At 69.5% G+C, this 21,688-nt stretch carries 21 protein-coding genes; 10 read left to right on the forward strand and 11 right to left on the reverse strand.

Annotation, left to right across the window (positions count from 1 at the left end; all coding sequences use genetic code 11):
* Positions 1-6: 6 nt before the first annotated feature.
* Both O3I_RS39985 and O3I_RS39990 read right to left on the reverse strand, forming a co-directional pair.
* Complete coding sequence (locus O3I_RS39985) at positions 7-1,455, reverse strand: ankyrin repeat domain-containing protein (protein WP_041563170.1); 1,449 nt, start codon at positions 1,453-1,455, stop codon at positions 7-9.
* Positions 1,456-1,708: 253 nt separating this feature from the next.
* On the reverse strand, positions 1,709-2,272 hold the full coding sequence (locus O3I_RS39990; protein ID WP_014988768.1) for a TetR/AcrR family transcriptional regulator: 564 nt from the start codon (positions 2,270-2,272) through the stop codon (positions 1,709-1,711).
* Between the two features lie 39 nt (positions 2,273-2,311).
* On the opposite strand from O3I_RS39990, the gene O3I_RS39995 reads away from it, so the two are divergent.
* Entirely contained in the window at positions 2,312-3,556 is a 1,245-nt protein-coding gene (locus tag O3I_RS39995) for a KasA/KasB family beta-ketoacyl-ACP synthase (protein WP_014988769.1), read from the forward strand.
* A gap of 114 nt (positions 3,557-3,670) precedes the next feature.
* Positions 3,671-4,465 (forward strand): thioesterase family protein, encoded by a 795-nt coding sequence (locus O3I_RS40000; protein WP_041563171.1) that lies wholly within the window; start codon positions 3,671-3,673, stop codon positions 4,463-4,465.
* A 3-nt stretch (positions 4,466-4,468) separates the two neighbouring features.
* Here O3I_RS40000 and O3I_RS40005 read toward each other — a convergent pair whose 3' ends face one another.
* Both O3I_RS40005 and O3I_RS40010 read right to left on the reverse strand, forming a co-directional pair.
* Positions 4,469-4,876 (reverse strand): VOC family protein, encoded by a 408-nt coding sequence (locus tag O3I_RS40005; RefSeq protein WP_014988771.1) that lies wholly within the window; start codon positions 4,874-4,876, stop codon positions 4,469-4,471.
* Between the two features lie 85 nt (positions 4,877-4,961).
* Positions 4,962-5,606, reverse strand: a complete 645-nt coding sequence (locus tag O3I_RS40010; protein WP_041563172.1) for a TetR/AcrR family transcriptional regulator — start codon at positions 5,604-5,606, stop codon at positions 4,962-4,964.
* An 85-nt stretch (positions 5,607-5,691) separates the two neighbouring features.
* Between O3I_RS40010 and O3I_RS40015 the strand changes: the two genes are divergently transcribed.
* Together O3I_RS40015 and O3I_RS40020 are read left to right on the forward strand one after the other, a co-directional pair.
* On the forward strand, positions 5,692-6,777 hold the full coding sequence (locus tag O3I_RS40015) for an epoxide hydrolase family protein (RefSeq protein ID WP_014988773.1): 1,086 nt from the start codon (positions 5,692-5,694) through the stop codon (positions 6,775-6,777).
* 121 nt (positions 6,778-6,898) lie between these two features.
* Positions 6,899-7,522 carry an NAD(P)-dependent oxidoreductase gene (locus O3I_RS40020; protein ID WP_014988774.1) on the forward strand — a complete coding sequence of 208 codons (624 nt, stop codon included), beginning with the start codon at positions 6,899-6,901 and terminating at the stop codon, positions 7,520-7,522.
* Positions 7,523-7,603: 81 nt separating this feature from the next.
* Here O3I_RS40020 and O3I_RS40025 read toward each other — a convergent pair whose 3' ends face one another.
* Complete coding sequence (locus tag O3I_RS40025) at positions 7,604-8,803, reverse strand: GTP-binding protein (protein WP_014988775.1); 1,200 nt, start codon at positions 8,801-8,803, stop codon at positions 7,604-7,606.
* Positions 8,804-8,894: 91 nt separating this feature from the next.
* Between O3I_RS40025 and thiD the strand changes: the two genes are divergently transcribed.
* Positions 8,895-9,740 carry a bifunctional hydroxymethylpyrimidine kinase/phosphomethylpyrimidine kinase gene (gene thiD, locus O3I_RS40030; protein ID WP_014988776.1) on the forward strand — a complete coding sequence of 282 codons (846 nt, stop codon included), beginning with the start codon at positions 8,895-8,897 and terminating at the stop codon, positions 9,738-9,740.
* A 108-nt stretch (positions 9,741-9,848) separates the two neighbouring features.
* Here the strand turns inward: thiD and O3I_RS40035 are convergent, their stop codons facing one another.
* Complete coding sequence (locus O3I_RS40035) at positions 9,849-10,571, reverse strand: TetR/AcrR family transcriptional regulator (RefSeq protein WP_014988777.1); 723 nt, start codon at positions 10,569-10,571, stop codon at positions 9,849-9,851.
* 234 nt (positions 10,572-10,805) lie between these two features.
* The gene (locus O3I_RS40040; protein ID WP_014988778.1) at positions 10,806-11,816 is read right to left on the reverse strand and encodes an Lrp/AsnC family transcriptional regulator; all 1,011 of its coding nucleotides are present in this window, start codon (positions 11,814-11,816) and stop codon (positions 10,806-10,808) included.
* A 141-nt stretch (positions 11,817-11,957) separates the two neighbouring features.
* On the opposite strand from O3I_RS40040, the gene O3I_RS40045 reads away from it, so the two are divergent.
* On the forward strand, positions 11,958-13,472 hold the full coding sequence (locus O3I_RS40045) for an MFS transporter (RefSeq protein WP_014988779.1): 1,515 nt from the start codon (positions 11,958-11,960) through the stop codon (positions 13,470-13,472).
* Positions 13,473-13,560: 88 nt separating this feature from the next.
* Here O3I_RS40045 and O3I_RS46915 read toward each other — a convergent pair whose 3' ends face one another.
* A complete protein-coding gene (locus tag O3I_RS46915; protein WP_272944284.1) occupies positions 13,561-13,686 on the reverse strand; it encodes a hypothetical protein in 126 nt (41 codons plus the stop codon).
* 146 nt (positions 13,687-13,832) lie between these two features.
* Here O3I_RS46915 and O3I_RS40050 point away from each other — a divergent pair, with 146 nt between their 5' ends.
* The 3 genes from O3I_RS40050 to O3I_RS40060 all read left to right on the forward strand — a co-directional run bounded on the left by O3I_RS40050 (position 13,833) and on the right by O3I_RS40060 (position 18,036).
* A complete protein-coding gene (locus tag O3I_RS40050; RefSeq protein WP_051067094.1) occupies positions 13,833-15,128 on the forward strand; it encodes a bifunctional glycosyltransferase family 2/GtrA family protein in 1,296 nt (431 codons plus the stop codon).
* The gene (locus tag O3I_RS40055; protein ID WP_014988781.1) at positions 15,125-17,131 is read left to right on the forward strand and encodes a glycosyltransferase family 39 protein; all 2,007 of its coding nucleotides are present in this window, start codon (positions 15,125-15,127) and stop codon (positions 17,129-17,131) included. The genes O3I_RS40050 and O3I_RS40055 overlap by 4 nt, the downstream gene beginning before the upstream one ends.
* 131 nt (positions 17,132-17,262) lie before the next feature.
* Positions 17,263-18,036, forward strand: a complete 774-nt coding sequence (locus O3I_RS40060) for an SDR family oxidoreductase (protein WP_014988782.1) — start codon at positions 17,263-17,265, stop codon at positions 18,034-18,036.
* Positions 18,037-18,041: 5 nt separating this feature from the next.
* On the opposite strand, the gene O3I_RS40065 is transcribed toward O3I_RS40060, so the two are convergent.
* Positions 18,042-18,929, reverse strand: a complete 888-nt coding sequence (locus tag O3I_RS40065; RefSeq protein WP_014988783.1) for an aminoglycoside phosphotransferase family protein — start codon at positions 18,927-18,929, stop codon at positions 18,042-18,044.
* A gap of 257 nt (positions 18,930-19,186) precedes the next feature.
* Between O3I_RS40065 and O3I_RS40070 the strand changes: the two genes are divergently transcribed.
* Positions 19,187-20,254, forward strand: coding sequence for a hypothetical protein (locus O3I_RS40070; RefSeq protein WP_014988784.1), 1,068 nt, complete (start codon positions 19,187-19,189; stop codon positions 20,252-20,254).
* Between the two features lie 2 nt (positions 20,255-20,256).
* Here the strand turns inward: O3I_RS40070 and O3I_RS40075 are convergent, their stop codons facing one another.
* Positions 20,257-20,871 carry a TetR/AcrR family transcriptional regulator gene (locus O3I_RS40075; protein ID WP_014988785.1) on the reverse strand — a complete coding sequence of 205 codons (615 nt, stop codon included), beginning with the start codon at positions 20,869-20,871 and terminating at the stop codon, positions 20,257-20,259.
* Between the two features lie 5 nt (positions 20,872-20,876).
* On the reverse strand, positions 20,877-21,659 hold the full coding sequence (locus tag O3I_RS40080; RefSeq protein WP_014988786.1) for an enoyl-CoA hydratase family protein: 783 nt from the start codon (positions 21,657-21,659) through the stop codon (positions 20,877-20,879).
* Positions 21,660-21,688: the final 29 nt, after the last annotated feature.

Genomic DNA, 21,688 nt, shown 5'->3' on the forward strand with positions numbered 1-21,688 from the left:
CCCAGCTCAATCATTGCCCGTCGGCGGGTCCGCCAGCGTACGCAGATATGTTGCGGCAGACTCTTTTTGGCCGTACTCGGCGAACTCCAGCGGGGTGGCCTCGTGGTCGAGGTCCTCGAGCGTGGGGTCCGCCCCGAGGGCGACAAGGGTTTCGGCCATCGGCACGTCGTCGTTCCACGCCGCCTCGTGCAGCGGGGTGCTGCGCCGCCGATGGTTGACGTCGAAGCCGAGGTCGACGAGCAGCCGGACCGCCGCGCGATGGCCGTGCTCGGCAGCCCGATTGATCAGATCGGGAGTGTCGGCGAGGGCTCGGGCCAGCAGTTCCGGCGCCGCCGTCGCGGCGGCACGGTCGCCCCGCAGGCAGGCGGCGACGAATTGGTCCTGCGCGTCGAGCACGCCAGAAGCGCCTGCGGCCCTGAGCATTTCAGCCACTTCGCGGTGTCCGTTCAGCATGGCCAGTTCGTAGGGCGTCCGGCCGCCGAACGCCGGATGCGCACCGCGGCCGTCGATTTCGGCGCCGTGGTCGAGCAGCAATCGGGTGCGCCGCGGCCCGCCGCGCAAGGCGGCGGTCGCCAATTCGTCACGCAACAGCTGCGCGGGCGTGGCGAGGGTCGGTCCGAGCCGTGCTTTCCAGGGTCCGCCGTCGCCCGTGCCGAGGCCGAATTCCAGCAGTAGCTCCAGGTGCGCGGTGTCGTCGGACCAGGACCCGGCGAGTCCCAGGTTGTACAGCGCCTGGCTGTCGTTGGCGTTCGCACCCGCCTCGAGCAGGAGCCGGGCCAGCGCCAGACCCTGCGGATGCCTCGGCTGGTCCTCCTCCCCGCCGCCCAGCGCCCCGGTCAAAGCGGTGAAGGGGGAGGGCAACCCGTCCCAGAGGAAGCCCGCGTTCGGATCGGCCCCGTGTTCGAGCAGCAGTCGCGCCGTATCGACGGCCCGCCCCGGCACGGCGAGGCGGGCATAGCAGAGGTAGACCAGCGGCGGCCAGTCGAACGGCCCGCCGTCCGCGCGGGCCGACGCGGGTTGTGCGGCGAGCAGCGCGCGCAGCGCGTCGTAAGAACCGCCGGCGGCCATGGTGTAGACGTTCGCCTCGGCCGCTCGTCCGCGCAGAGCCTCCGCCGCCGCGACTCGGGCGGGGGCGTCGCCACCGTAGGTGAGGCAGGCCAGCCGGAGAAACTCCCCGGGCAGGTCGGCGCGGGTCTCGACCTGGTGCGGCGAACGGCTGTAGTGCGCGACGACGTCGATGTGCTGCTTCAGCTTCGGCCAGCTCGCGAAACCGTAGCGCCGGGCCGTGACCAGCTGGGCCCCGGCCAGTTTCACCGGCGCGGCCGGATCCGGGTGGAACTCGGCGAACAGCGCGAGCGCCGCGGGATCGCCCGCCTCGGCGGCTTTGCGCAGCGCTTTCGCCTGCTTGCGCAGATGTTCGAGGTCGGGGTTGTCGCACAAACGTTGGACGGGCACGATGGCCTCCTTTCCGTCAGCGCCTGGTGTCCGCGGCTCAGGCCGGAAAAGAGGGGGTGCGTCGAGCGTCGCAACATCAGGTGGGCTGTGCCCTTCCCGCGGACCGGTCGCACCCTGACGGTGCCCGACCAGCTTAACCGGAGCACGCAAGGCCGGTCGGTACGACTGCGACTCGGCACCGCGATCACCGCCCTGCGAGCACCGACCTCCGGCAACAGCGAGTGACCGCGCCGTGGTGCGCGCGGGCACCGGTTCAGGACAGCGGGAGCGACTGTTCGATCAGCAGGCGCGCGGCGCGGTCCGTGCGGTCGATGTCGCCGGTGACGAGGCGGTCTTGCAGAATGCCGCGCAGCCCCGAAACAAGCAGTGTGGCAACCAATTCCGGATCGTCGACCGTCCCGAGACCGCGCAGCCCGTCGGCCAGGGCGGCGACGAAGGTCGCGATCGCCGCGTTCGCGTACTCGGCATAGGGACTCTGCGCCGCGCAGGCCGCGCCGAGCACCTGCAACATCACCCGGACACTGATCCGACCCGCCCCGGCGGCGTTCGTCTGCCAGAAATCCCAGAGCCGGGCGCGGAGCGCGGCCGTGTCGGCAACCTCGGCGAACAGCGCCACGAGGTCGGGCCGCTGCGTCGCCAGGGCCTGTACCAGCAGTTCTTCCTTGGTGGCGAAGTAGTAGATCAGCATCCGCGAGCTGGTGCCGAGTTCGGCGGCGAGCGGCCGCAGGGACAGGTCGACGAGACCGTGATCGGCGATGTAGCGCACCACCGCGGCGAGCAGTTCGGCACGTTTGACGTGATCCAGAGGCCGGGCCATGGGTTGACTGTAGCGATTGCTACAGGTATTCATGACATCGTGACTGTAACGATCGCTTCAGAAACTCGGGACTCCGTCGTCGTCACCGGCTACGCGGCCACCACCTCGCTGGCCGGCGACATGGACACGACCTGGTCCGAGTTGCTGCTCGGGCACAGCGGGATCGGCGAGCTGACCGACGATTTCGTGCGCGATTACGACCTGCCGGTGCGCATCGGCGGCAAGTTGACGACACCGCCCGGCGCCCACCTGACCAGGGTCGAGCAGCGGCGACTGTCCTACGTCGAACAACTGGCCCTGGTGCTGGGCCGCGCGGTGTGGCGCAGCGCGGGCGCGCCCGAGGTGGACGGCGAGCGGCTGGCCGTCGCGATCGGCACCGGGCTCGGCGGCGCGGACGCGCTCATCGGCGCGGTCGACGCGATGCGCGGCGGCGGCTACCGGAAGGTGCCGCCGCTGTCGGTGCCGATGGTGATGCCGAACGGCCCCGCCGCCACGGTCGGCCTCGAAATCGGCGCCAAGGCAGGCGTTTTCGCTCCCGTATCGGCCTGCTCATCCGGTTCGGAAGCGATCGCGAACGCGTGGCGCCTGATCCGGACCGGCGAGGCCGACGTAGTGGTGGCGGGCGGAGTGGAGGGGCATATCCACGAGGTGCCGATCGCCAGCTTCGCCATCATGCGCGCGATGAGCACTCGCAACGACGAACCGCAACGGGCGTCCCGGCCGTTCGACCGGGACCGGGACGGGTTCGTCTTCGGTGAGGCGGGCGCGCTGCTGGTGCTCGAATCGGAGCGGCACGCACGGGCGCGCGGCGCCGAGATCCACGGGCGCGTGCTCGGTGCGGGCATCACCTCCGACTCCTTCCATATCGTGGCTTCCGAACCCGAGGGCGTGGGCGCGGCCCGCGCGATGCGCAAGGCGATCCAGACGGCGGGACTGCAGGCTTCGGACATCCAGCACATCAATGCCCACGCGACCTCGACCTCGATCGGCGACGCCTCCGAGGCCAACGCGATCGCCGCGGTCGCCCCCGCGGCCTCGGTCTATGCGCCCAAATCCGCACTCGGCCACTCGATCGGCGCGGTCGGCGCGCTGGAATCGCTGGTCACCCTGTTGACGCTGCGGGATCAGATCGTCCCGCCCACCCTGAATCTCGACCACCAGGACCCGGCGATCGACCTGGATATCGTGGCCGGCGCGCCGCGCGCCCAGCGGATCGAGTACGCGCTGAACAATTCGTTCGGGTTCGGCGGGCACAACGTCGCGCTGGCCTTCGGCCGGGTCTAGGCGGTCGGGCGGGCGGGCGGGCGGAGCCCGGAATCCCGGGTGCGCGGCGGCCGTTGTACAACGGTTGACGACGCACAACCAGCAATGCCGCCGAACCGAAGGACGGACAACGACGTGAGCGACGCCTTCTACGTGCCCGATCCGGATGATCCGCAGCGGTTCGTCTCGACCGAACTGACCCGCGGCCCCTGGTCACCGGACGCGCAGCACGCCGGTCCGCCGTCCGCCCTGCTCGGCCACGCGATCGAGCGGTGCGAGCCGCGCGAAGGCTTCCAGGTCGGCCGGGTCTCGGTGGAGATTCTCGGCCCGGTACCGCTCGAGCCGCTGACCGTCCGGACCCGCGTCGCGCGACCCGGCCGCAGCGTCGAGTTGATCGAAGCGACGCTGTCAACCGAACGCGGTCCGATGCTGCAGGCCAACGCGTGGCGATTCAAACGCGCCGAGCCGGAACTCGAACTGCCCGAACGGATCCTGCCGCAGGGCCTGCGTCCCGGTCCGGCGCACGCCACTCCGGAGCCCTTCCCCTCCGATCAGCCGGTCGGGTTCCACACCGGTATCGAATACCGTTTCATCACAGGGTCTTTCGTCGACCCCGGCCCGGCGATCTGCTGGATCCGGCTGAAGTACCCGATCGTCGCGGGCACCGACCCGAGTCCGCTGGAACGCGCGCTGGCCGCCGCCGATTCGGGCAATGGCGTCAGCTCCGTACTGGACTGGTCGGCGTACCTGTTCATCAACACCGACCTGACCGTCACACTGCATCGCCAGCCCGCGGGGGAATGGGTGTGCCTCGATGCGGCCACCTACCCGCAGCCGCACGGCATCGGCCTCGCCGAATCCGCGCTGTACGACGAGAAAGGCCCACTCGGACGCAGCACCCAGACGCTGTTGCTGGCGCCGCGCGGCTAGAGTTCAGGCGCGGCTGGAGATCTGCTGCACGGCCCAGCCGTTGCCGTCCGGGTCGGTGAAGAACACGAAGCCGACATTGTCGAGCGGGTCGGGCATCGGCCGCGGGTTCTCGCCGAGCACCTGCACCTCGCCGACCTCGACGCCGCGAGCGGTCAACTCGGCGTGGGCTTTCCGGATATCGGGGACCACCAGCTGCAAGCCTTGCAGCGAGCCGGGTGCCATCGTCGTGAAGGAACCCGAGCCGATCACGATGGAGCAGCCGGAGCCCGGCGGCGTGAGCTGGACCATGCGCATCTCGTCGCCGAACGCCGTGTCGTGGTCCACGACGAATCCGAGTTTCTGCTCGTAGAATTCCTTGGCTCGGTCGACGTCCGATACGGGAACGATCACGACCTCGAGCGTCCAGTTCATGGCGGGTCCTTTCGCAGCCTGGTGCGGTATTCCTACCAGTGCAGACCGAGCCGGGGGGCGGAACTCACCGGTCTCGTGCGGCGGTTCACCGCCGTTCCCAGCGCCAGGCGAACTCGCCCGGCGCCGGTGGCGGGCCCGGCAGGTCACCCTCGACGGTCAGACCCGCGATCAGCATGGCGAGCACCCGGCGGCGCAACTGCGCGGTACGCGCCGGATCGGGCATCGAAATGGCGGCGCACGATTCGAGGACCAGGCCCAGATCCTCGGCGGTGACATCGGGACGCAGCTTTCCGGTGCCACGGGCGCGACGCACCAGTTCGGTGTTCACCTCACCCGCGTGCAGCACGTCGGGCAGCATCGATTCGTCCGGGGTGAAGGTACCCGCGAGATGCACGGTCAGCGAGTGCACATCGGCGTCGACGACCCGCTCCAGGAAGCCGACCAGCGCCTGCCAGCCGTCCGGATCTTCCAGCGCCGCATCGGCTTCCAGGTTGTACCGGCGCAGGCCCTCGTGGCACAGCGTGCGCAGCAGCACCTCTTTGCTCGGGTAGCGGCGATACAGCGCGCTGATCCCCACGCCCGCGCGTTCGGCGACGGCCGCGATCGGCGCGTTGGCATCGGCCAGGAACACCGCACGCGCGGCCGCCAGGATGATCCCGTCGTTGCGGGCGGCCTGCGCCTTGCGCCCGGGCAAGCCCTTCTGAGCTGGGGTATCGGATGTTTTCGGCATGATTTCAGGATAACACTTGAAACGGAATGATCCGTTCTGTTACGGTTCAAACAGAACAGAGCATTCCGTTTCACTAGGAGATCAGATGACCGCCATCACCCCCTTCCGCATCAACATCGACCAGGCCGAGCTGGACGACCTGCAGGCCCGACTGGCCCGCACCCGGTGGGCCGACCAGATCCCCGGCTCGGGCGAGACCTACGGGGTGAGCGTCGAGCGGGTCCGCCACCTGGTGAACTACTGGCGCGACGGGTTCGACTGGCGCGCGGTCGAGGCGAAGCTGAACGCCTACCCGCAGTTCACCACCGAGATCGATGGCCAGAACATCCACTTCCTGCACGTGAAGTCGAAGCAGGACAACGCTTTTCCACTGATCCTCAGCCACGGCTGGCCGGGCACCTTCGTCGAATTCCTCGGCGTCATCGAGCCGCTCACCGCCGCCGGCTTCGATCTGGTGATCCCCTCGGTACCGGGCTACGGGTTCTCCGGACCGACCACGGCGGCCGGCTGGCACGACACCCGGATCGCCAAGGCGTGGGCCGAGCTGATGCGGCGCCTCGGATACGACAAGTACGGCGCGGTCGGCAACGACGGCGGCGCCCAGATCTCCCCCGAACTCGGTCGTGTCGACCCCGAACACGTTGTCGCCGTGCAGGTTTCCCAGGTCTACTCGTTCCCGTCCGGCGACCCGGCCGAGTTGGCCGATCTCACCGAGGACGAGGCGCAGTCGCTGGCCACGCTGGACTGGTTCGCCAAGAACAAGATGGGGTTCAACATCCTGCAGTCCCAGCAGCCGCAGACGCTGGCGCACGCGCTGATGGATTCACCGGCCGGGCTGGTCGGCTGGAACAGCCAGCTGCTCGGCCCGGATCTGGACGACGAGTTCGTGCTCACCAACATCGCGATCCATTGGCTCACCGGCACAGCGGGTTCCGCGATCCGGCACTACTTCGAGAAGGCGCGGGCCGAGCACAACGCCGAGCCGATCACGGTGCCGCTGTCGCTGTCCGGTTCGAAGGGGGATTTCCACGGCATCCGGCGCTTCGCCGAGCGCGATCACAGCAATATCGTGTCCTGGAAGACCCACGACGTGTACACGCACTACCTGCACCATGTCGCCCCCGAGCTGATGTCGGGCGAGATCGCCGGGTTCTTCGCGCAGTATCGCTGAGCGCATCGGTCCTGAGACTGTCTCTTATGTCATCGAGATTCCCAGCCATGGTTCGTCTCGCTGTGCGCTGTTGTACTTGATCCAGCAACAGCACAACAGCTTTCGACAGGAAGAGAAAACCATGAAAATCGCAGTCTTCGGAGCCACCAGCACCGTCGGTCGGCTGGTCGTCGAGCAGGCACTCGCCGAGGGACATCAGGTCACCGCGTTCACCCGGAGCGCGGCCGGCCTCACGCAGCGGCACGAGCGGCTCGATATCGTGGAAGGTGATGTGCTGGACTCACATTCGGTGCAGCGAGCGGTGGCCGGCCAGGACGCGGTGCTGGTCTCGCTCGGCGCGGGCCGCAAGGGTGTGATCCGCGCCGAGGGCACCCGCGCGGTGCTCGAGGCGATGAACCGGACCGGGGTGAAGCGGCTGATCGTGCAGACCACGCTCGGCGTCGGCGACAGCAAAGCCAACCTGAACTTCCTCTGGAAGTACGTCATGTTCGGGCTGCTGCTGCGCCAGGCCTTCGCCGATCACGTGCAGCAGGAGGCCTACGTGCGGGCCAGCGACCTGGACTGGACCATCGTGCGGCCGAGCGCCTTCACCGACGGCCCGCGCACCGGCGCCTTCCGGCGCGGGTTCCCGGCCGACGAGCGCGGACTGTCGCTGAAGATCGCCCGCGCCGATATCGCCGCCTTCATGCTCGAGCAGCTCACCGACACCACCTATCTGCGCCAGGCCCCCGGCATCTCCAACTGAGGTCCGGCCACCATGCCGCGGCCCCGCTGCCGCAGCCGGCCCCGCGACCCACGCCCCGCACCGGGCGTGGGTCGCCGTCGTTCACAGATGTTCGTGCAGTGCGCCCCAGGCCGGGAACGGATCGGGATAGCTCGCCCAAACCGCCGGTCCCGCAGCGAATTCCGCATCATCGAGCAGGGCATCGTCCAGTAGCGCGCGCACCCGCTCACGATCCAGATCGACGCCGATGAAGACGATCTCCTGTCCCGCGGGCACCTCCAGCGACGACCACCACGCCGCGGGCTCGAAGACCAGGTTGGGCCCGGCCTGGGACCAGATGGCGGCCAGTGTCGGGCGACTGGCGATCCAGCAGAAACCCTTGCTGCGCAACAATCCTCGCAGTGCGCCCAGCGCCGCGGACAGCCGCTGCGGATGAAACGGGCGGTCGGCGGTATAGGTCAGGCTGCGGATGCCGTACTCCTCGGTCTCGGGTGTGTGCCCACCCGCGAGTTCCTCCGCCCAGCCGTCGGACTCGGCCGCGACCACCGGGTTGTAGCGGCCGGTCCCGAGCACCTCGTCCAGCGCGACGACACCGTTGCTCGTCCGCAGCACGTGCGCGCGCGGATTGAGTTTGCGCACCGTCGCTTCCACCCGTCCGACCGTGGCGTCGCCGACCAGGTCGGTCTTGTTCACCAGCAGCACGTCGGCGAATTCCACCTGATCGACCAGCAGGTCGGCGATGGTGCGCGCGTCGCCCTCGCCCGCTTGCAGATTCCGGTCGGCCAGCGCCTGTCCGCGGGCCACCTCGGGCAGGAAGGTGGACGCGTCGACCACGGTCACCATGGTGTCCAGCCGCGCGATATCGCCGAGCTTGAAACCGTCCTCGAATTCCCAGTCGAAGGTCGCGGCCACCGGCATCGGTTCGGAGATGCCCGTGGATTCGATGACGAGCTGATCGAACCGGCCTTCGCGGGCGAGCCGGCCCACCGCCTCGATGAGGTCCTCGCGCAGGGTGCAGCAGATGCACCCGTTGGTCAGCTCGACCAGTTTCTCCTCGGTGCGGGCCCACCCGTCGCCCGACCCCCACCCCGCGTCGACCGGCTCCGCCGCGCGGCGCATATGCCCTTGCCCCGCGACGAGCGCCGCGTCGATGTTGACCTCACTCATGTCGTTGACGATGACCGCCACCCGGCGGCCTTCCCGGTTGGCGAGGATGTGGTTGAGCAGCGTGGTCTTGCCCGCACCGAGGAAGCCGGACAACACGGTGACGGGAAGCAGGTCGGGCTGGGGTGAGGTGGTCATCGCTTAATGATAATGGTTTTCATTTGAGATATCCGTGCCGGGTGGCCGGTTGGTCACCACGACCCGCCCCGGCGGCCGTAGGGTTTGTCTCGTGAAGCTGTTGCCACTGACCCCCGGGGGCGAGACTCCCGTCCGGGTGCTCACCATCGCGGGCACCGACTCCGGCGGCGGCGCCGGGATCCAAGCCGATACCCGCACCATGGCACTGTGCGGCGTGCACGCCTGCGTGGCGGTCGCGGCGGTGACCGTGCAGAACTCGGTGGGAGTCAGCGACTTCCACGAGATCCCGCCGCATATCGTGGCCGGCCAGGTGCGCGCCGTGGCGACCGATATCGGGATCGGCGCGGTCAAGACCGGCATGCTGGCCTCGACCGCGATCATCGACGCCGTCGCGGCGGTCTGCGCCGAGGTGGGCATCGGCCGCAACGGCACCATCCCGCTGATCGTCGATCCGGTCGCGGCCTCCATGCACGGCGATCCGCTGCTGCACGAGGAAGCGCTGGACGCGGTGCGCAACACGCTGATTCCGCTGGCCACGGTGGTCACCCCGAACCTCGACGAGGTGCGGCTGATCACCGGCATCGAGGTGACCGACGACGCCACGGCCCGGCAGGCCGCGGTGGCGCTGCACAAGCTGGGCCCGCAGTGGGCGATCGTGAAGGGCGGGCACCTGCGCTCGTCCGAATACAGCACCGACCTGCTGTTCGACGGCGCCGACTTCCTGGAGTTCACCGCGCCGCGGATCAGCACCGGCAACGATCACGGCGGTGGCGACACCCTGGCGGCCGCGATCGCCTGCGCGCTGGCCAACGGCTACTCGGTGCCCGAGGCCGTGGAGTTCGCCAAGGAGTGGACCTACCGCTGCCTCGCCGCGTCCTACGACCTCGGCGCGGGCCACGGACCGGTGTCGCCGCTCTGGCGTCTGCACTCCGACTGACCCCATTCCTGTCGGTGGGTGCTGCGACAATAAGGGTGTCGCAAACGCAGCTGACCTCGACGAAGCGGTTCAGCGAGAACACCGTGGTTCGCGTGGTTGCGACGGACCTTATTCGCTCGCGAATGCGAGATGCAGGGGCAGATCGGCGTCGATGGCGATGCCGTTGAGCCGGGCATTCGCTTCGGTCAGCGCGGAAATGGTTTCCGCGAGATAGGCGACGAACTTTTCGATCGGCATGGCCTGGGTCGACAGCCGATTCGCGCCGAGCCACCAATCGGTGGCCGAGGCGACCGCGCCGAAGATCGAATAGATGACCAATTCCACCCCGTCGACCTCGACCGACTTCTCCGCGAGCAGCCCGGCGAACAGATCGGCGGCGCGCTTGGCCGACTGCCGGGCCGATTGCAACGCCCGTTCGGAATCGTCGGACTGCTGCGCGAAATGGCTGTGCAGCATGAACCGGAAGACGTTCGGGTGCTCCGACACCACGAGCACATACTCCGCGGCGCCCCGGCGCACGAGTTCGCGCGCCGAATCGTTGGTCAGGTCGAAACTGGCGAGGATCTGCTCCCACAGCATGTCGCGGACCCGGTCGACGATCGCGTTGTAGAGATCGGTCTTGTCCTCGAAATGCCGGTACAGCTTGGGTTTCGCGGCGCCCGCCTCCTTGGCGATGTCGCCCATGCTGACGTCCGGACCGAACTTGTCCAGCGCGCGGAAGGCGGCGTCCACGAACTCCGCGCGCACCTTCAGCCGGTGTTCGCGCCACCGCTCCGTGCGAGCGTCGACGCGCTTGCGCGGCACCTCGTCCAGTTTTCGCCCGCTGCGCATCACGATTCCGGATGCTACCTGCTACCAGCGGTACCGATGCCATCGTCGGTGCGTCGACCTCGCTCGAGCCGCGGGACCAACCCGGGCGCGACTGCGAACATCATCGTCCGTGGCATCCAGCGTCCGCGTGCCGATCGGCGTGGCTGCCAGCGCCTTCGACCCGGTGCCGAGTGTGCTCGGCCCGCGAGGACCTGCGAGTCCGCCATACCTACTGGGCCGCCGAGCGGTGCGGAATCACGTTGTAGCCCTTCGGTTCCGCGGCACGCGGGGCGGCACCGGGGCCGGTGGCGTGAGCAGGCCCGCCGTGATCCGGGCACCCGCCTGTTTGCAGCGCTCCAGCACCGGGGTGAGCTCGAAACTGTGCACACCGTCCAGGGCCGCCATCTTCGTCGTGACATAGCGGTACAGGTCATCGGCGGTCGCCGCGGTGAGCACCGCGTAGAGGTTGAACGGCCCGGTAACCGCTGCCGCATAATCGGTTTCGGGATGCTCGATGAGGGCGCGGCCGACGGCGTCGAGCCGCGCGGGCGCGACGCGCAACCACAGGAAGGCCGACAGGCTCGGGCCCAGTGCGGCAGGGGCGATATCGAGATCGAAGTAGAGAATGTTCGCCGCCTGCAGGGCGGCGATCCGGCGCATCACCCGCCCGGTCGTCAGGCCGGTGGCCCGGGCCAGCGCCGAGTAGCCGGTGCGCCCGTCCCTGGACAACAGCTCGACCAGGGCGAGATCCTCCGCACGTAACCGCAGGTCGGCGTCGAGGTCTTCCGCATCGGCGGCGTCGGCCGCGCTCCGGGCGAATTGCCTGCCGCGCCAATCGATCACATCCGGACCGACGAATCGGTGCAATACCATCGCGGCCGTGATGTCGTGCACCGGCGCGGACCGCTGCAACCGCTGGACCAGCAGTTCGTCCCGTTCCTGCGCGCTGCGCGGGTGCAGCGAGAACGACACCTCGGCCCCCGCCGCGGCGATGCTCACCCAGGCCGCGTCGTCGCGGCGCGCCAGCGCCTCCGCCACCTGCCGGGCGCCGTCCGGACGGCAGCGCACCCGGATGATCCAGTCGTTCTCGCCGAGCGCGCGGGGGTCGACGGCACCGATCACCCGCACCACCCCGTCCCGCCGCAACCGGCGGTAGCGGCGGGCGACGGTCTGTTCGGCGACGCCGAGCTCGGCGGCCAGCCGATTGAACGGAACCCGGGGATCGAACTGGAGCGCGTGCACGATCTGCGCGTCCATCTCGTCCATGAGGGCACTTTTTTCTACCAACGGCGCGGCCACAAGGAGGAAATCTACGCCCCCTCCGCGACGAGGCGACCGGACATCGGCTCGCTGCGAATACTCGACGCCGTCTCACCTCCCCCCGAAACCCCAGAGAGGACAACGGCTTTGCGGAAATGGCTGCCGCTGCTGACGGTGTGTCTGGGCACCTTCATGCTGCTGATCGACGTCACCATCGTGAACGTCGCGCTACCGGACATACGAAACGACCTGGACGCATCGTTCAGCGCACTGCAATGGGTCGTCGACGGCTACGCCCTCGCGATGGCGGCGCTGATGCTCGGGGCGGGCTCGATCGCGGACCTGGCCAGGCACCGGCGCACCTACCTGATCGGCTCGATCGTCTTCGCCGCCGCCTCCCTGCTCTGCGGGATCGCGCCGAATCCGGCCGTGCTGGTGGCGGCGCGCGTGGCACAGGGCGTCGGCGCGACCGCCATGGCGTGCACCACCTTCGCGCTGTTGAACGACGCGTACGACGGGCGGGACCGAGGCGTCGCCTACGGCGTCTGGGGTTCGGTCGCGGGCGCGTCCAGCGCCATCGGGCCGATCATCGGCGGGCTGCTCACCGACCTCGCGTCCTGGCGGTGGATCTTCTTCGTCAACCTGCCGGTGAGCGCGGTGGCCATCGCGCTCACCGGCTGGGTGCTCACCGAACCGGAACGGGCCCAGCGCGGCCGCGTCGACCTGCCAGGCATGGCGACGTTCACCGTCAGCGCGGCGGCGGCCACCTACGCGCTGATCCGAGCCGGTGCGCACGGCTGGTCCGACCCGCTCGCCTGGGGCTTGCTGCTGCTCGGCGCGGCGGCGCTGGCCGTGTTCCTGATGGTCGAACGGGTCTCGGCGCAACCGATGCTCGACCTGGCATTGCTGCGGGACCGCTCGTTCCTCGGCGTGCTGATCGCCGCGGGCGCGTTGTTCTTCGGCGCTTTCGGCGCGCTGATGTACTCCCAGATCTGGTTGCAGTCGGTGCTCGGGCTCAGCGCGGTCCAGGCCGGGGCGGTCGGACTTCCGTTGTCGGTCATGGCTTTTCTGGTTTCCGGCAGCATCGGCCGGTTCCTGCACGGCGAGCGTCGCGGTCCGATCATCGCGGGCGGGCTTGGCGCGACCGGACTCGGCGGTGTCCTCGGCGCGCTGCTGGTGGACGGCGAATCCGGTTGGGTCGCATTGCTTCCCGGATTCCTGGTGGTCGGTCTCGGCGTCGGCCTGGCCACCGCCACACTGAGTTCGGCGGCCATGGCGGCGGTGCCGTGGCAGCGGGCGGGCATGGCGACGGGCTCACTCAATACCGCGCAGCAGCTCAGTTTCACCTTCGGGATAGCGACGCTCGGCAGCGTGTTCACGGCGCGCGCAGGCGACGTGCTCGCCGCGCACGACGTACCGGAGCCGCAGGTCGCGGCGCGGGCGGTGGCGGGCGGGCAGTCCGCGACGCTGGTGCACCTGGCACCCGTGCAGACGCAGGCGGCCCTCGACGAGGCGATCCGGATCGCGGCCGCGGCGGGCGTGCAAGCGACCCTGGCGGTGAGCGGTGCGGTCGCGTTGCTCGGTGCGGTGGCGGCACTGGGGTTGCTACGTGGTCGAGGTGCGTCGCAGGTGCCCGCAAACGAAGCGCGGGCACTCATCTGACCTGGGCCGACATCGTTCGGGCGCACCCTGCGGCGGAGTCGGACGGATCGCTGAGCGAGGATATCGGACGGCCTCGCTCAGCGGGCGATCAACGCTTCTTCGGGTCGAGGATGGTCGGATCAGCGGCGGCCTTCGACTTCTTGTCGGCTCGCTTCTCCTTGAGCGACTTTCCGGATTTCTTCGACATCGAGCTGCGCGGAGACTTGTCGGACAAGCGTGGTCCTTTGCTCGCAGGACCTGAACGGCCCCGATACTTCGACCGTACGCTACGCCGAGTGGGTCGCGTACCGCTTCCAGCCCCCAGCAACCTCACAGCTGAGGCCCAGCTCCGTGGCAGCGTGACCGTCGAGGGTGGTCACCATGACCGAGACTGTGACCGTCGCGGCTGCGGAAAGAGCCGAGAAAAGCGGGACACCCGTGCTCGATGTGGTGATCCCGGTCTACAACGAAGAAACCGACCTCGGCGTCTGTGTGCGCAGGCTGCACGCGTATCTGCGCGAGGGGTTCCCCTTCACGGCGCGGATCACGGTCGCCGACAACGCGAGCACCGACGCCACCCTCGAGGTGGCGCGCCTGCTCGCGGACGAGCTGGACGGCGTGCGGGTGGTGCACCTGGACGCCAAGGGCCGAGGGCGGGCGCTGCGCGCGGTGTGGGAACACTCCGACGCCCAGGTGGTCGCGTACATGGACGTCGACCTGTCCACCGATCTCAACGCGTTGCTGCCGCTGGTCGCGCCGCTGATCACCGGGCATTCCGATCTGGCGATCGGCACCCGGCTGAGCGCGTCGTCGCGGGTGGTGCGCGGACCGAAGCGGGAATTCATCTCGCGCTGCTACAACCTATTACTGAAAGCGTCACTGCAAGCACACTTTTCGGACGCACAGTGCGGTTTCAAGGCGATGCGCACCGAGGTGGCGCGCCGGCTGCTGCCGCTGGTGCGCGACGGTGAATGGTTCTTCGACACCGAATTGCTGGTGCTCGCCGAGCGGGCCGGATTGCGCATCCACGAGGTGCCGGTGGACTGGATCGACGACCCGGACAGCCGGGTCGACATCCTGGACACCGCGCGCAAGGATCTGCTCGGCATCGGCCGGCTCGGCCGGGCCCTGGCCACCGGCGCGCTGCCGATGGACGAGCTGCGCCGCGCGGTGGGACGCGAGCCACTGGTGCCCGGCGTGCCGCTCGGCATGGTCGGCCAGCTGGTGCGCTTCGCCATCGTCGGCGTACTCAGCACGCTCGCCTATCTCCTGCTTTACGTTGCGCTGCAATCGTTTACCGGCGCGCAGGTGGCCAACTTCCTCGCACTGCTGATCACCGCCGTCGCGAACACCGCGGCCAACCGGGCCTTCACGTTCGGCGTGCGCGGGTCGACCGGTGTGGTCTCGCATCAGTTCCAGGGACTGGTGATCTTCGGCATCGGGCTGGCCCTGACCAGCGGGTCGCTGTTCACGCTGCACCATTGGGCGCCGGACGCGCCGGTGCATCTGGAGTTGTTCGTGCTCGTCGTGGCGAACCTGGTGGCGACCATTCTGCGCTTCGTCGGGTTGCGCTGGGTCTTCCGGAACACACCCGACCGCGCGTCCCGGACAGCGGTGACGGTGCGGCCCGAGACGAGCGACGCACCCGGCGCGACGGTCGAGGGGGGAACACGATGACGGCGACGCTGGCGCCGCCGACCGCGGCACCCGAGCAACCTCCGAAGAAGCGCGGGAACCGCTGGGAATTACCGGCGTTGGCCGCACTACTGCTCGGCACGGGCATCGCCTACCTGTGCAACCTGAGCGCCAATGGCTGGGCCAACTCGTTCTATTCCGCTGCGGTACAAGCCGGTTCGGTGTCCTGGAAGGCGTTCTTCTTCGGCTCCTCGGATGCGGCGAACTCGATCACCGTGGACAAACCGCCCGCGTCGCTGTGGTTGATGGAGCTGTCGGTGCGCGCCTTCGGCCTGAACAGCTGGAGCATCCTGGTACCGGAGGTGCTGCTCGGCGTGGCGAGTGTCGCCCTGGTCTGGGCGACCGTGCGCAGGCCGTTCGGCCCCGCCGCCGGTCTGCTCGCCGGGCTGGCGCTCGCGGTGACTCCCGTTGCCGCGCTGATGTTCCGGTTCAACAATCCGGACGCGCTGCTGGTGTTCCTGATGGTGGCCGCCGCGTGGGCGATCACCCGTGCGGTGGAGGACGGCCGATGGCGCTGGCTGGTGCTCACCGGCGTGTTCGTCGGGTTCGGTTTTCTCACCAAGCAGTTACAGGTGCTGCTGGTGGTGCCGCCGCTCGCGCTGACCTACCTGATCGCCGGACCGCCGAAACTCGGCAAGCGGGTGCTGCAACTGCTGGCCGCCGGGGCCGCCATGGTGGCGGCCGCGGGCTGGTGGCTGCTGGCCGTCGAGCTGTGGCCCGCCTCGTCGCGGCCGTGGATCGGTGGGTCACAGAACAATTCGATTCTCGAACTCACCCTCGGCTACAACGGGCTCGGCAGGCTGAACGGCAACGAGCGCGGCAGCGTCGGCATGGGTGGCGCCGACCTGCCGACCGGTGGCGGCGGCATGTGGGGCAGCCCCGGCATCACCCGGATGTTCGAGCCCGCGCAGGGCGGTCAGATCGCGTGGCTGATCCCCGCCGCGCTGGTCGCCCTCGTGGCCGGAATCCTGTTGCGCGGCAAGGCTGCCCGGACCGATCGGCAGCGGGCCGGGCTGATCCTGTGGGGCGGTTGGTTATTGGCGACCGGACTGACCTTCAGCTTCATGGCCGGGATCTTCCACCAGTACTACACGGTGGCACTGGCGCCCGCGGTGGCGGCGCTGGCCGGTGCGGGCGCGGTACTGCTGTGGCGGGAACGGCAGCGACTGCAGGTGCGGCTGATGCTCGCACTCGCGGTCGGGCTGACCACCGCGACGGCATGGATGCTGTTGTCTCGCAGCGTCCACTGGCAGCCCTGGCTGCGTTGGACCGTGCTCGTCGCCGGCATCCTCGCGACGCTCGTCGCGCTCGTGCCCGCGCGGCGCAAGCTGGCCGTCGTCTCCGCGCTCACCATCGCGTTCACCGGTCTGGCCGGGCCGGCCGCGTACGCGGTCGACACCATCGCGACCGCGCACGAGGGCTCGATCCCGTCGGCGGGCCCGAACGTCGGCCGTTTCGGGATGTTCGGTCCCGGTCCGTGGGGTGAGGGCATGCCCGGTGGCCGGATGCCGAACGGTGCCGGCGGGCAAGGTCCCGGACGTCAGGGCATGCCGGACGGCCCCGCACCGGCAACTGGTCAGGGCCGCGAAATGCCGGGCGGCCCGGCGGGCGGACTGCTCGGCGCGAGCAAACCCAGCGACAAGGTCGTCGCCCTGCTGGAGCAGAACGGCAGCACCTACACCTGGGTGGCGGCCGCCATCGGCTCCAACAGCGCGGCGGGCTTCCAGCTCGCCACCGAACTACCGGTGATGCCCATCGGCGGCTTCAACGGCAGTGACCCCTCACCCACCCTCGATCAGTTCAAACAGTATGTGGCAGAAGGGAAGATCCACTATTTCCTCGGCAGCAATCGCGGCGAACGCGAAGGCGGCCCCGGCGACGGCGGACAATCCACCAGCAATCAGATCACGCAGTGGGTCAAGGACAACTACACCGCCACCGAGGTGGACGGCGTAACCCTGTACGACCTCACCGTCACCCGCTAGTCCGCCCGATCCGCACCGGTCCCCCGCCCGGTGCGGATCCGCGCATGCCGACCCGATGTCACACTCGGATGGGCTGGTTCGTCCTCTCTGTGAACGCGGCAGAACGCGCAGCAACACAGAGGAGTGCAACGATGACGAAGAAGATCGCGGTGGCCGGGGCGACGGGTCGGCTGGGACGGCACGTGGTGGACGTGCTGAACGAGCAGGGCCATGAGGTGGTGGCCTTTTCCCGGAAAGACGGCGTGGACATCGAGACCGGGGCGGGGCTCGCCGCGGCGCTGGCCGGCGTGCAGGTGGTCATCGACGCGTCCAGCACGCCGTCTGCGGACAAGGACATCGCGACCGAGTTCTTCACCGCCGCAGCGCGAAACCTGCACGAGGCGGGCCGGCAGGCCGGAGTCGAGCGGCTGGTGGTCGTCTCCATCATCGGCATCGACAACGCCACCGGCGGATACAACGCGGCCAAGCTGGCGCACGAGCGCGCGCTCGCCGCGGGGCCACTGCCGGTGCAGATTCTGCGCGCCGCCCAATTCCACGAGCTGGTCGAGGTGATGACCCAGTGGGGCACCCAGGGTGATGTCGCTTACCTCGCGAACATGCGCACCCAGTTGGTCGCCGCGCGCACCGTCGCCGAAGCGCTGGTGGATCTGGCGGTCGCTCCCGCGCCCGAGACGGCCGGGGCACCGATCCCCGAGATCGCGGGCCCGCGGCCCGAGACCATGGCGGGCGCGGCCCGGCTGCTCGCCGCCCGGCGCGGTGCGCCCGCTCGGATCATCGAGTCCAGCGACCCGGCCAACCCGGATCGCGAGACTTTCGAGAACGGCGGACTGCTGGCCGGCGCACACGCCACCCTCGCAGGCCCGACCTTCGCCGAATGGCTGGCTGCCACCGACCCGGCGCAGTAAACGCGCTACAGCTCGGCGACCAGCTTGCCGTACACCGCATCTCGGATCTTCGGGCTGAGATCGCTCTGGGTGGTGAGCAATTCGAGCATCCGCAGGATCTGCAGGGCGCGCACGCGCTCGGCCAGCTCGGGTTCGGCGGGGTCGAATTTCGCGGCCTCGAGGAATCCGGGCCAGGCGGGTGCCAGCACCTCGGCGCCCGCGAAACCGACCGACCAGGCCCACCACGCGGGATCGAAGAGCGGGTCGGCGAGCCGGACGGACTCGAAATCGAGCAGGCCCGTGATGGTTTCGCCGTCGGTGAGGATATTGACCGGGGTGAAATCGCCGTGCGCGAGCACCGTGCGGCGCTCGGCGAACAGCGCGGGATAGGCCTTCAGAACCTGGTCCAGGTTCGCGCGCTGCGGGCCGGACAGCTCGGGTTCGAGCCGGGCGGCCCAGCCGCTCGCCTGCTGGACGAGCCGGGTCGGGGTGGCCCAGAGGTCGTCGAGTTGCAGGCCCGCGGTGGGCAGGCGGCGAAACGCCGCGAGCAGCAGGCCCATCTCCCGCGCGATGGCCGGGAAACGGGCACTGTCCGGACCGATCGCGGCGCTGGCCGGGACGGGCACGCCGGGCAGCGCGTCGAAGACGATCCAGGCGGGATCGGCGTCGAGATCGAAGCGGCGGATGCGCGGGATGGTGATGCCCCGTTTGGCGGCGGGCTCCAGCAGCGTGTGCATGATCCGCAACCTGCGCTCGGCATCGTCGGGATCGCGGTAGCGCTGCAGGACCATCCGGTCGCCGTCGGCCAGGGTGAGCAGGTCGGTACGGTTCTGGAAGCCCCATTCGGCGGGCGCGCTACCGGCAATCGGCTGACCGAGGGTTTGCTCCAGCCCGCCGTACTCCGCACTGTCCATACGCCAGACCCTAAGGCAAGCAAGGACGGTTGCGCGCGGATCAGTTCAGGTGCGCCGACGACCGCGCTCGGCACGCACCGGTACCCGGCCGCACAGACCCGCGAAAGCCGGTGAAACACACGGCGTTGCCCCTGACTATGGGGGTCGACAAGGCACCGTGGCAGTCAATAGCGTGCAGCCGTGAACGAACGCAGTGAACCAACCGGGCGGCAGCGCGCCGCACGCCCGACGGAACCGAGCGCCGGCGAGGTGGTGTCATGAGTTCGGGCGACGACCGTTTCTTCACTGCCGTCGGCGCTTTCATGCAGGCGCTGTCGGCGCGCGAACCCGAGCAGACCCGGCTCGCGCAAGAGGAACTCATGGCCTCGCTGGACGGGGCGGGCGCCGAGATCATCGTGCGCGGCTGCAAAGCGCTCGCCCCTCTGCTCGACCATGTGCCGCCCGGGGCGCGGCCACAGATCGCGAACATGGTGGGCGCGTACGTGACCACCGCGGACGACGCGGTGGAGTGCGCGCCCGTGATCCTCGCCAATCTGGCCAAATCCCTCGGCTACGCCCGGCAATTCGCCGAGCAGTGGCGCGACGGCATGGGCACCGAGCCGCCCGACCCGGACACGACCGACGCCGACTACACGTGGCTCGACCGGTTCGGGCTGGAGCCGCTGATGGGGTGGTGGACGCTGTCCCAGTGGGTCTCGCCCGCGCTGGCGATGCTGCAGCATCAGCGGGTGCGAAAGTTGTTCGGGCCCGAGGGTTGTCAGATCCTGGCGCAGCGCCACGGCGACCTCGCCGAGCTCTCGGGGCGCTGGTTCAAGGAGCTGGCCTACATGCTGGCGCTGCTCGACGACGAACCCCTGGTGGCCCTGCACCGCGAGACCCGCACCGGCTACCTGCTGCGGATGACCGGGATCGCCGACAACTTCCAGTTGCACACCCTGCTCGCCGACGTGCTGCTCGGTGATCAGCACCTGCCCGGCGCGCGCCCGTCGGCCGAGGCGGCGGCGATGTGCCGCGACGCCGAGGGGCAGGCGCCCACCGTCGGCGCGTTCAATCTCGTTGCACCCGAAGGTGATTGGATATGGAACGAGGGCACGCCCGCGGATATCCCGGTGCTCGGCGGGGCCCGGGTGCTGGTGCTCGATCCGCCGCCGTACGAGCGCCACTGGCCCGCGGGCCGCTACTTCCCGTTCGTACCCGCGGATCTCGTGCTGGAGCGGGCGCTCACCGCCGAAGAGGCGGCTCGATGGTTCGAGCACGTTCGCCCAGCTGGCGACCCGACCGAAGCATCGCCCGCCGAGCCCCGGGAACCGCAGGCGGACAACTGATCTCAGCCTCGGGCGTGCAGCGCCTCGTGCAGCGTCGCCGCCCACTGCTGCACGATGTCCTTGCGCCGCGCGGAGTCGTCGGTGAGCACGTCGGCCAGGCCGAGCCCGCGCGCCATGTCCAGCGTGGCCTGCACCAGGTGATGGGTGACCGGATCGGAGTCGTCCACCCCGAGCGCCTCCACCGCGCGCCGGTGCGAGATCCGGCCGAACTTGGCTTCCAGCGGGACGATTCGCTCCCGCAGCGCCGGATCGGCGGCCGCGTGCGTCCACACCTGCAACGCCGCCTTGAACAGCGGGCTGGTGTACGACTCGACCAGCCCGGCGACCACCGCCTCGGTGCGACCGACCCCGCTGGCCACCTCGGCCATGGCCACCGCCTCGTCCTTGGCCTGCTGGGTCCGGGTGTCGAACATGTACTCGAGCGCGGCGGTGATCAGGTCCTCCCTGGTGGGGAAGTGATGCTGGGCCGCGCCCCGGGACACCCCCGCCCGCTCGGCGACCACCGCGACCGTCGCCGCCGCCCAGCCCGTTTCGGCCAGGCAGTCGATGGTCGCCTCCAGCAGGCGCTGCCGGGTGGCTCGGCTGCGGTCCTGCTTGGGTTCGTGGGGTGTCGCCATGAGGGCTATTCTGCCCAGCTCGCGGGACGGCGCTGCAGGAAGGCCAGCATGCCCTCGTGCACCTCGGGGGTGCCGAAGAAGCTCGCCGAACGTTGCGCGAGTTCCTCGGCCGAGGTGTCGAACTCGGCCAGCATGGCCGCGTTGACCAGCCGCTTGCTCTCGGCCAGCCCCTGCGGCGAGCCTTTGCGCAGCTCTGCGCGCAGACGCGCCACCTCGGCCACCGGATCGGCCGCGGCGGTGCTGATCAACCCGATCTGCTCGGCCACCGCGGCATCGAACTTCTCCCCGGTCAGGAAGTAGCGCGACGCCGCACGCGAGCTCAGGCGCGGCAGCAGGGTGAGCGAAATCATGAACGGGGCCAGCCCGATGCGCACCTCGGTGAGTGCGAAACTGCTCGTCGGCCCGGCCACCGCGATATCGCAGGCCGCGACGATGCCCATCCCGCCGGCTCGCACGTTGCCGTCGATCTGCGCGATCACCGGCTTGGGCGTGGCGATGAGACGGCGCAGCACGCCGATCATCACGCGGGTGCGCTCGTCGGCGGCCACCGCCGGATCGGCGTTACTGGCCTCGGACAGGTCGGCGCCCGCACAGAACGTGTTGCCGGTGTGGGCCAGGACGATGCCGCGCACCTTGTCGTCGGCCGCGGCCGCATCGAGGCCCTGCAAGAGTTCGGCCACCAACTTCGACGACAGCGCGTTGCGGTTGTGCGGCGAATCCAGCGTGAGCGTCGCGAAACCGTCCGCGACGTCGTAGCGGACGTAGGGCGCGGTGGATGTCTCGGTCATCGAGTCTCCTGTCGCCCCGCCGGGGTACC

Origin of the sequence: Nocardia brasiliensis ATCC 700358, from assembly GCF_000250675.2 — a bacterium.
In the GTDB taxonomy this organism is placed as follows: domain Bacteria; phylum Actinomycetota; class Actinomycetes; order Mycobacteriales; family Mycobacteriaceae; genus Nocardia; species Nocardia brasiliensis_B.

Coding starts and splice junctions, on each gene's coding strand:
- O3I_RS40035 (WP_014988777.1), bottom strand. CDS start 10,571: ATGCGCAGCGGGCGAAAACTGGACGAGGTGCCGCGCAAGCGCGTCGAC.
- O3I_RS40015 (WP_014988773.1), top strand. CDS start 5,692: ATGACCGCCATCACCCCCTTCCGCATCAACATCGACCAGGCCGAGCTG.
- O3I_RS40025 (WP_014988775.1), bottom strand. CDS start 8,803: ATGACCACCTCACCCCAGCCCGACCTGCTTCCCGTCACCGTGTTGTCC.
- O3I_RS40080 (WP_014988786.1), bottom strand. CDS start 21,659: ATGACCGAGACATCCACCGCGCCCTACGTCCGCTACGACGTCGCGGAC.
- O3I_RS39990 (WP_014988768.1), bottom strand. CDS start 2,272: ATGGCCCGGCCTCTGGATCACGTCAAACGTGCCGAACTGCTCGCCGCG.
- O3I_RS40005 (WP_014988771.1), bottom strand. CDS start 4,876: ATGAACTGGACGCTCGAGGTCGTGATCGTTCCCGTATCGGACGTCGAC.
- O3I_RS40010 (WP_041563172.1), bottom strand. CDS start 5,606: ATGCCGAAAACATCCGATACCCCAGCTCAGAAGGGCTTGCCCGGGCGC.
- O3I_RS40075 (WP_014988785.1), bottom strand. CDS start 20,871: ATGGCGACACCCCACGAACCCAAGCAGGACCGCAGCCGAGCCACCCGG.
- O3I_RS40055 (WP_014988781.1), top strand. CDS start 15,125: ATGACGGCGACGCTGGCGCCGCCGACCGCGGCACCCGAGCAACCTCCG.
- O3I_RS40060 (WP_014988782.1), top strand. CDS start 17,263: ATGACGAAGAAGATCGCGGTGGCCGGGGCGACGGGTCGGCTGGGACGG.
- O3I_RS40070 (WP_014988784.1), top strand. CDS start 19,187: ATGAGTTCGGGCGACGACCGTTTCTTCACTGCCGTCGGCGCTTTCATG.
- O3I_RS40065 (WP_014988783.1), bottom strand. CDS start 18,929: ATGGACAGTGCGGAGTACGGCGGGCTGGAGCAAACCCTCGGTCAGCCG.
- O3I_RS40040 (WP_014988778.1), bottom strand. CDS start 11,816: ATGGACGAGATGGACGCGCAGATCGTGCACGCGCTCCAGTTCGATCCC.
- O3I_RS40050 (WP_051067094.1), top strand. CDS start 13,833: ATGACCGAGACTGTGACCGTCGCGGCTGCGGAAAGAGCCGAGAAAAGC.
- O3I_RS40020 (WP_014988774.1), top strand. CDS start 6,899: ATGAAAATCGCAGTCTTCGGAGCCACCAGCACCGTCGGTCGGCTGGTC.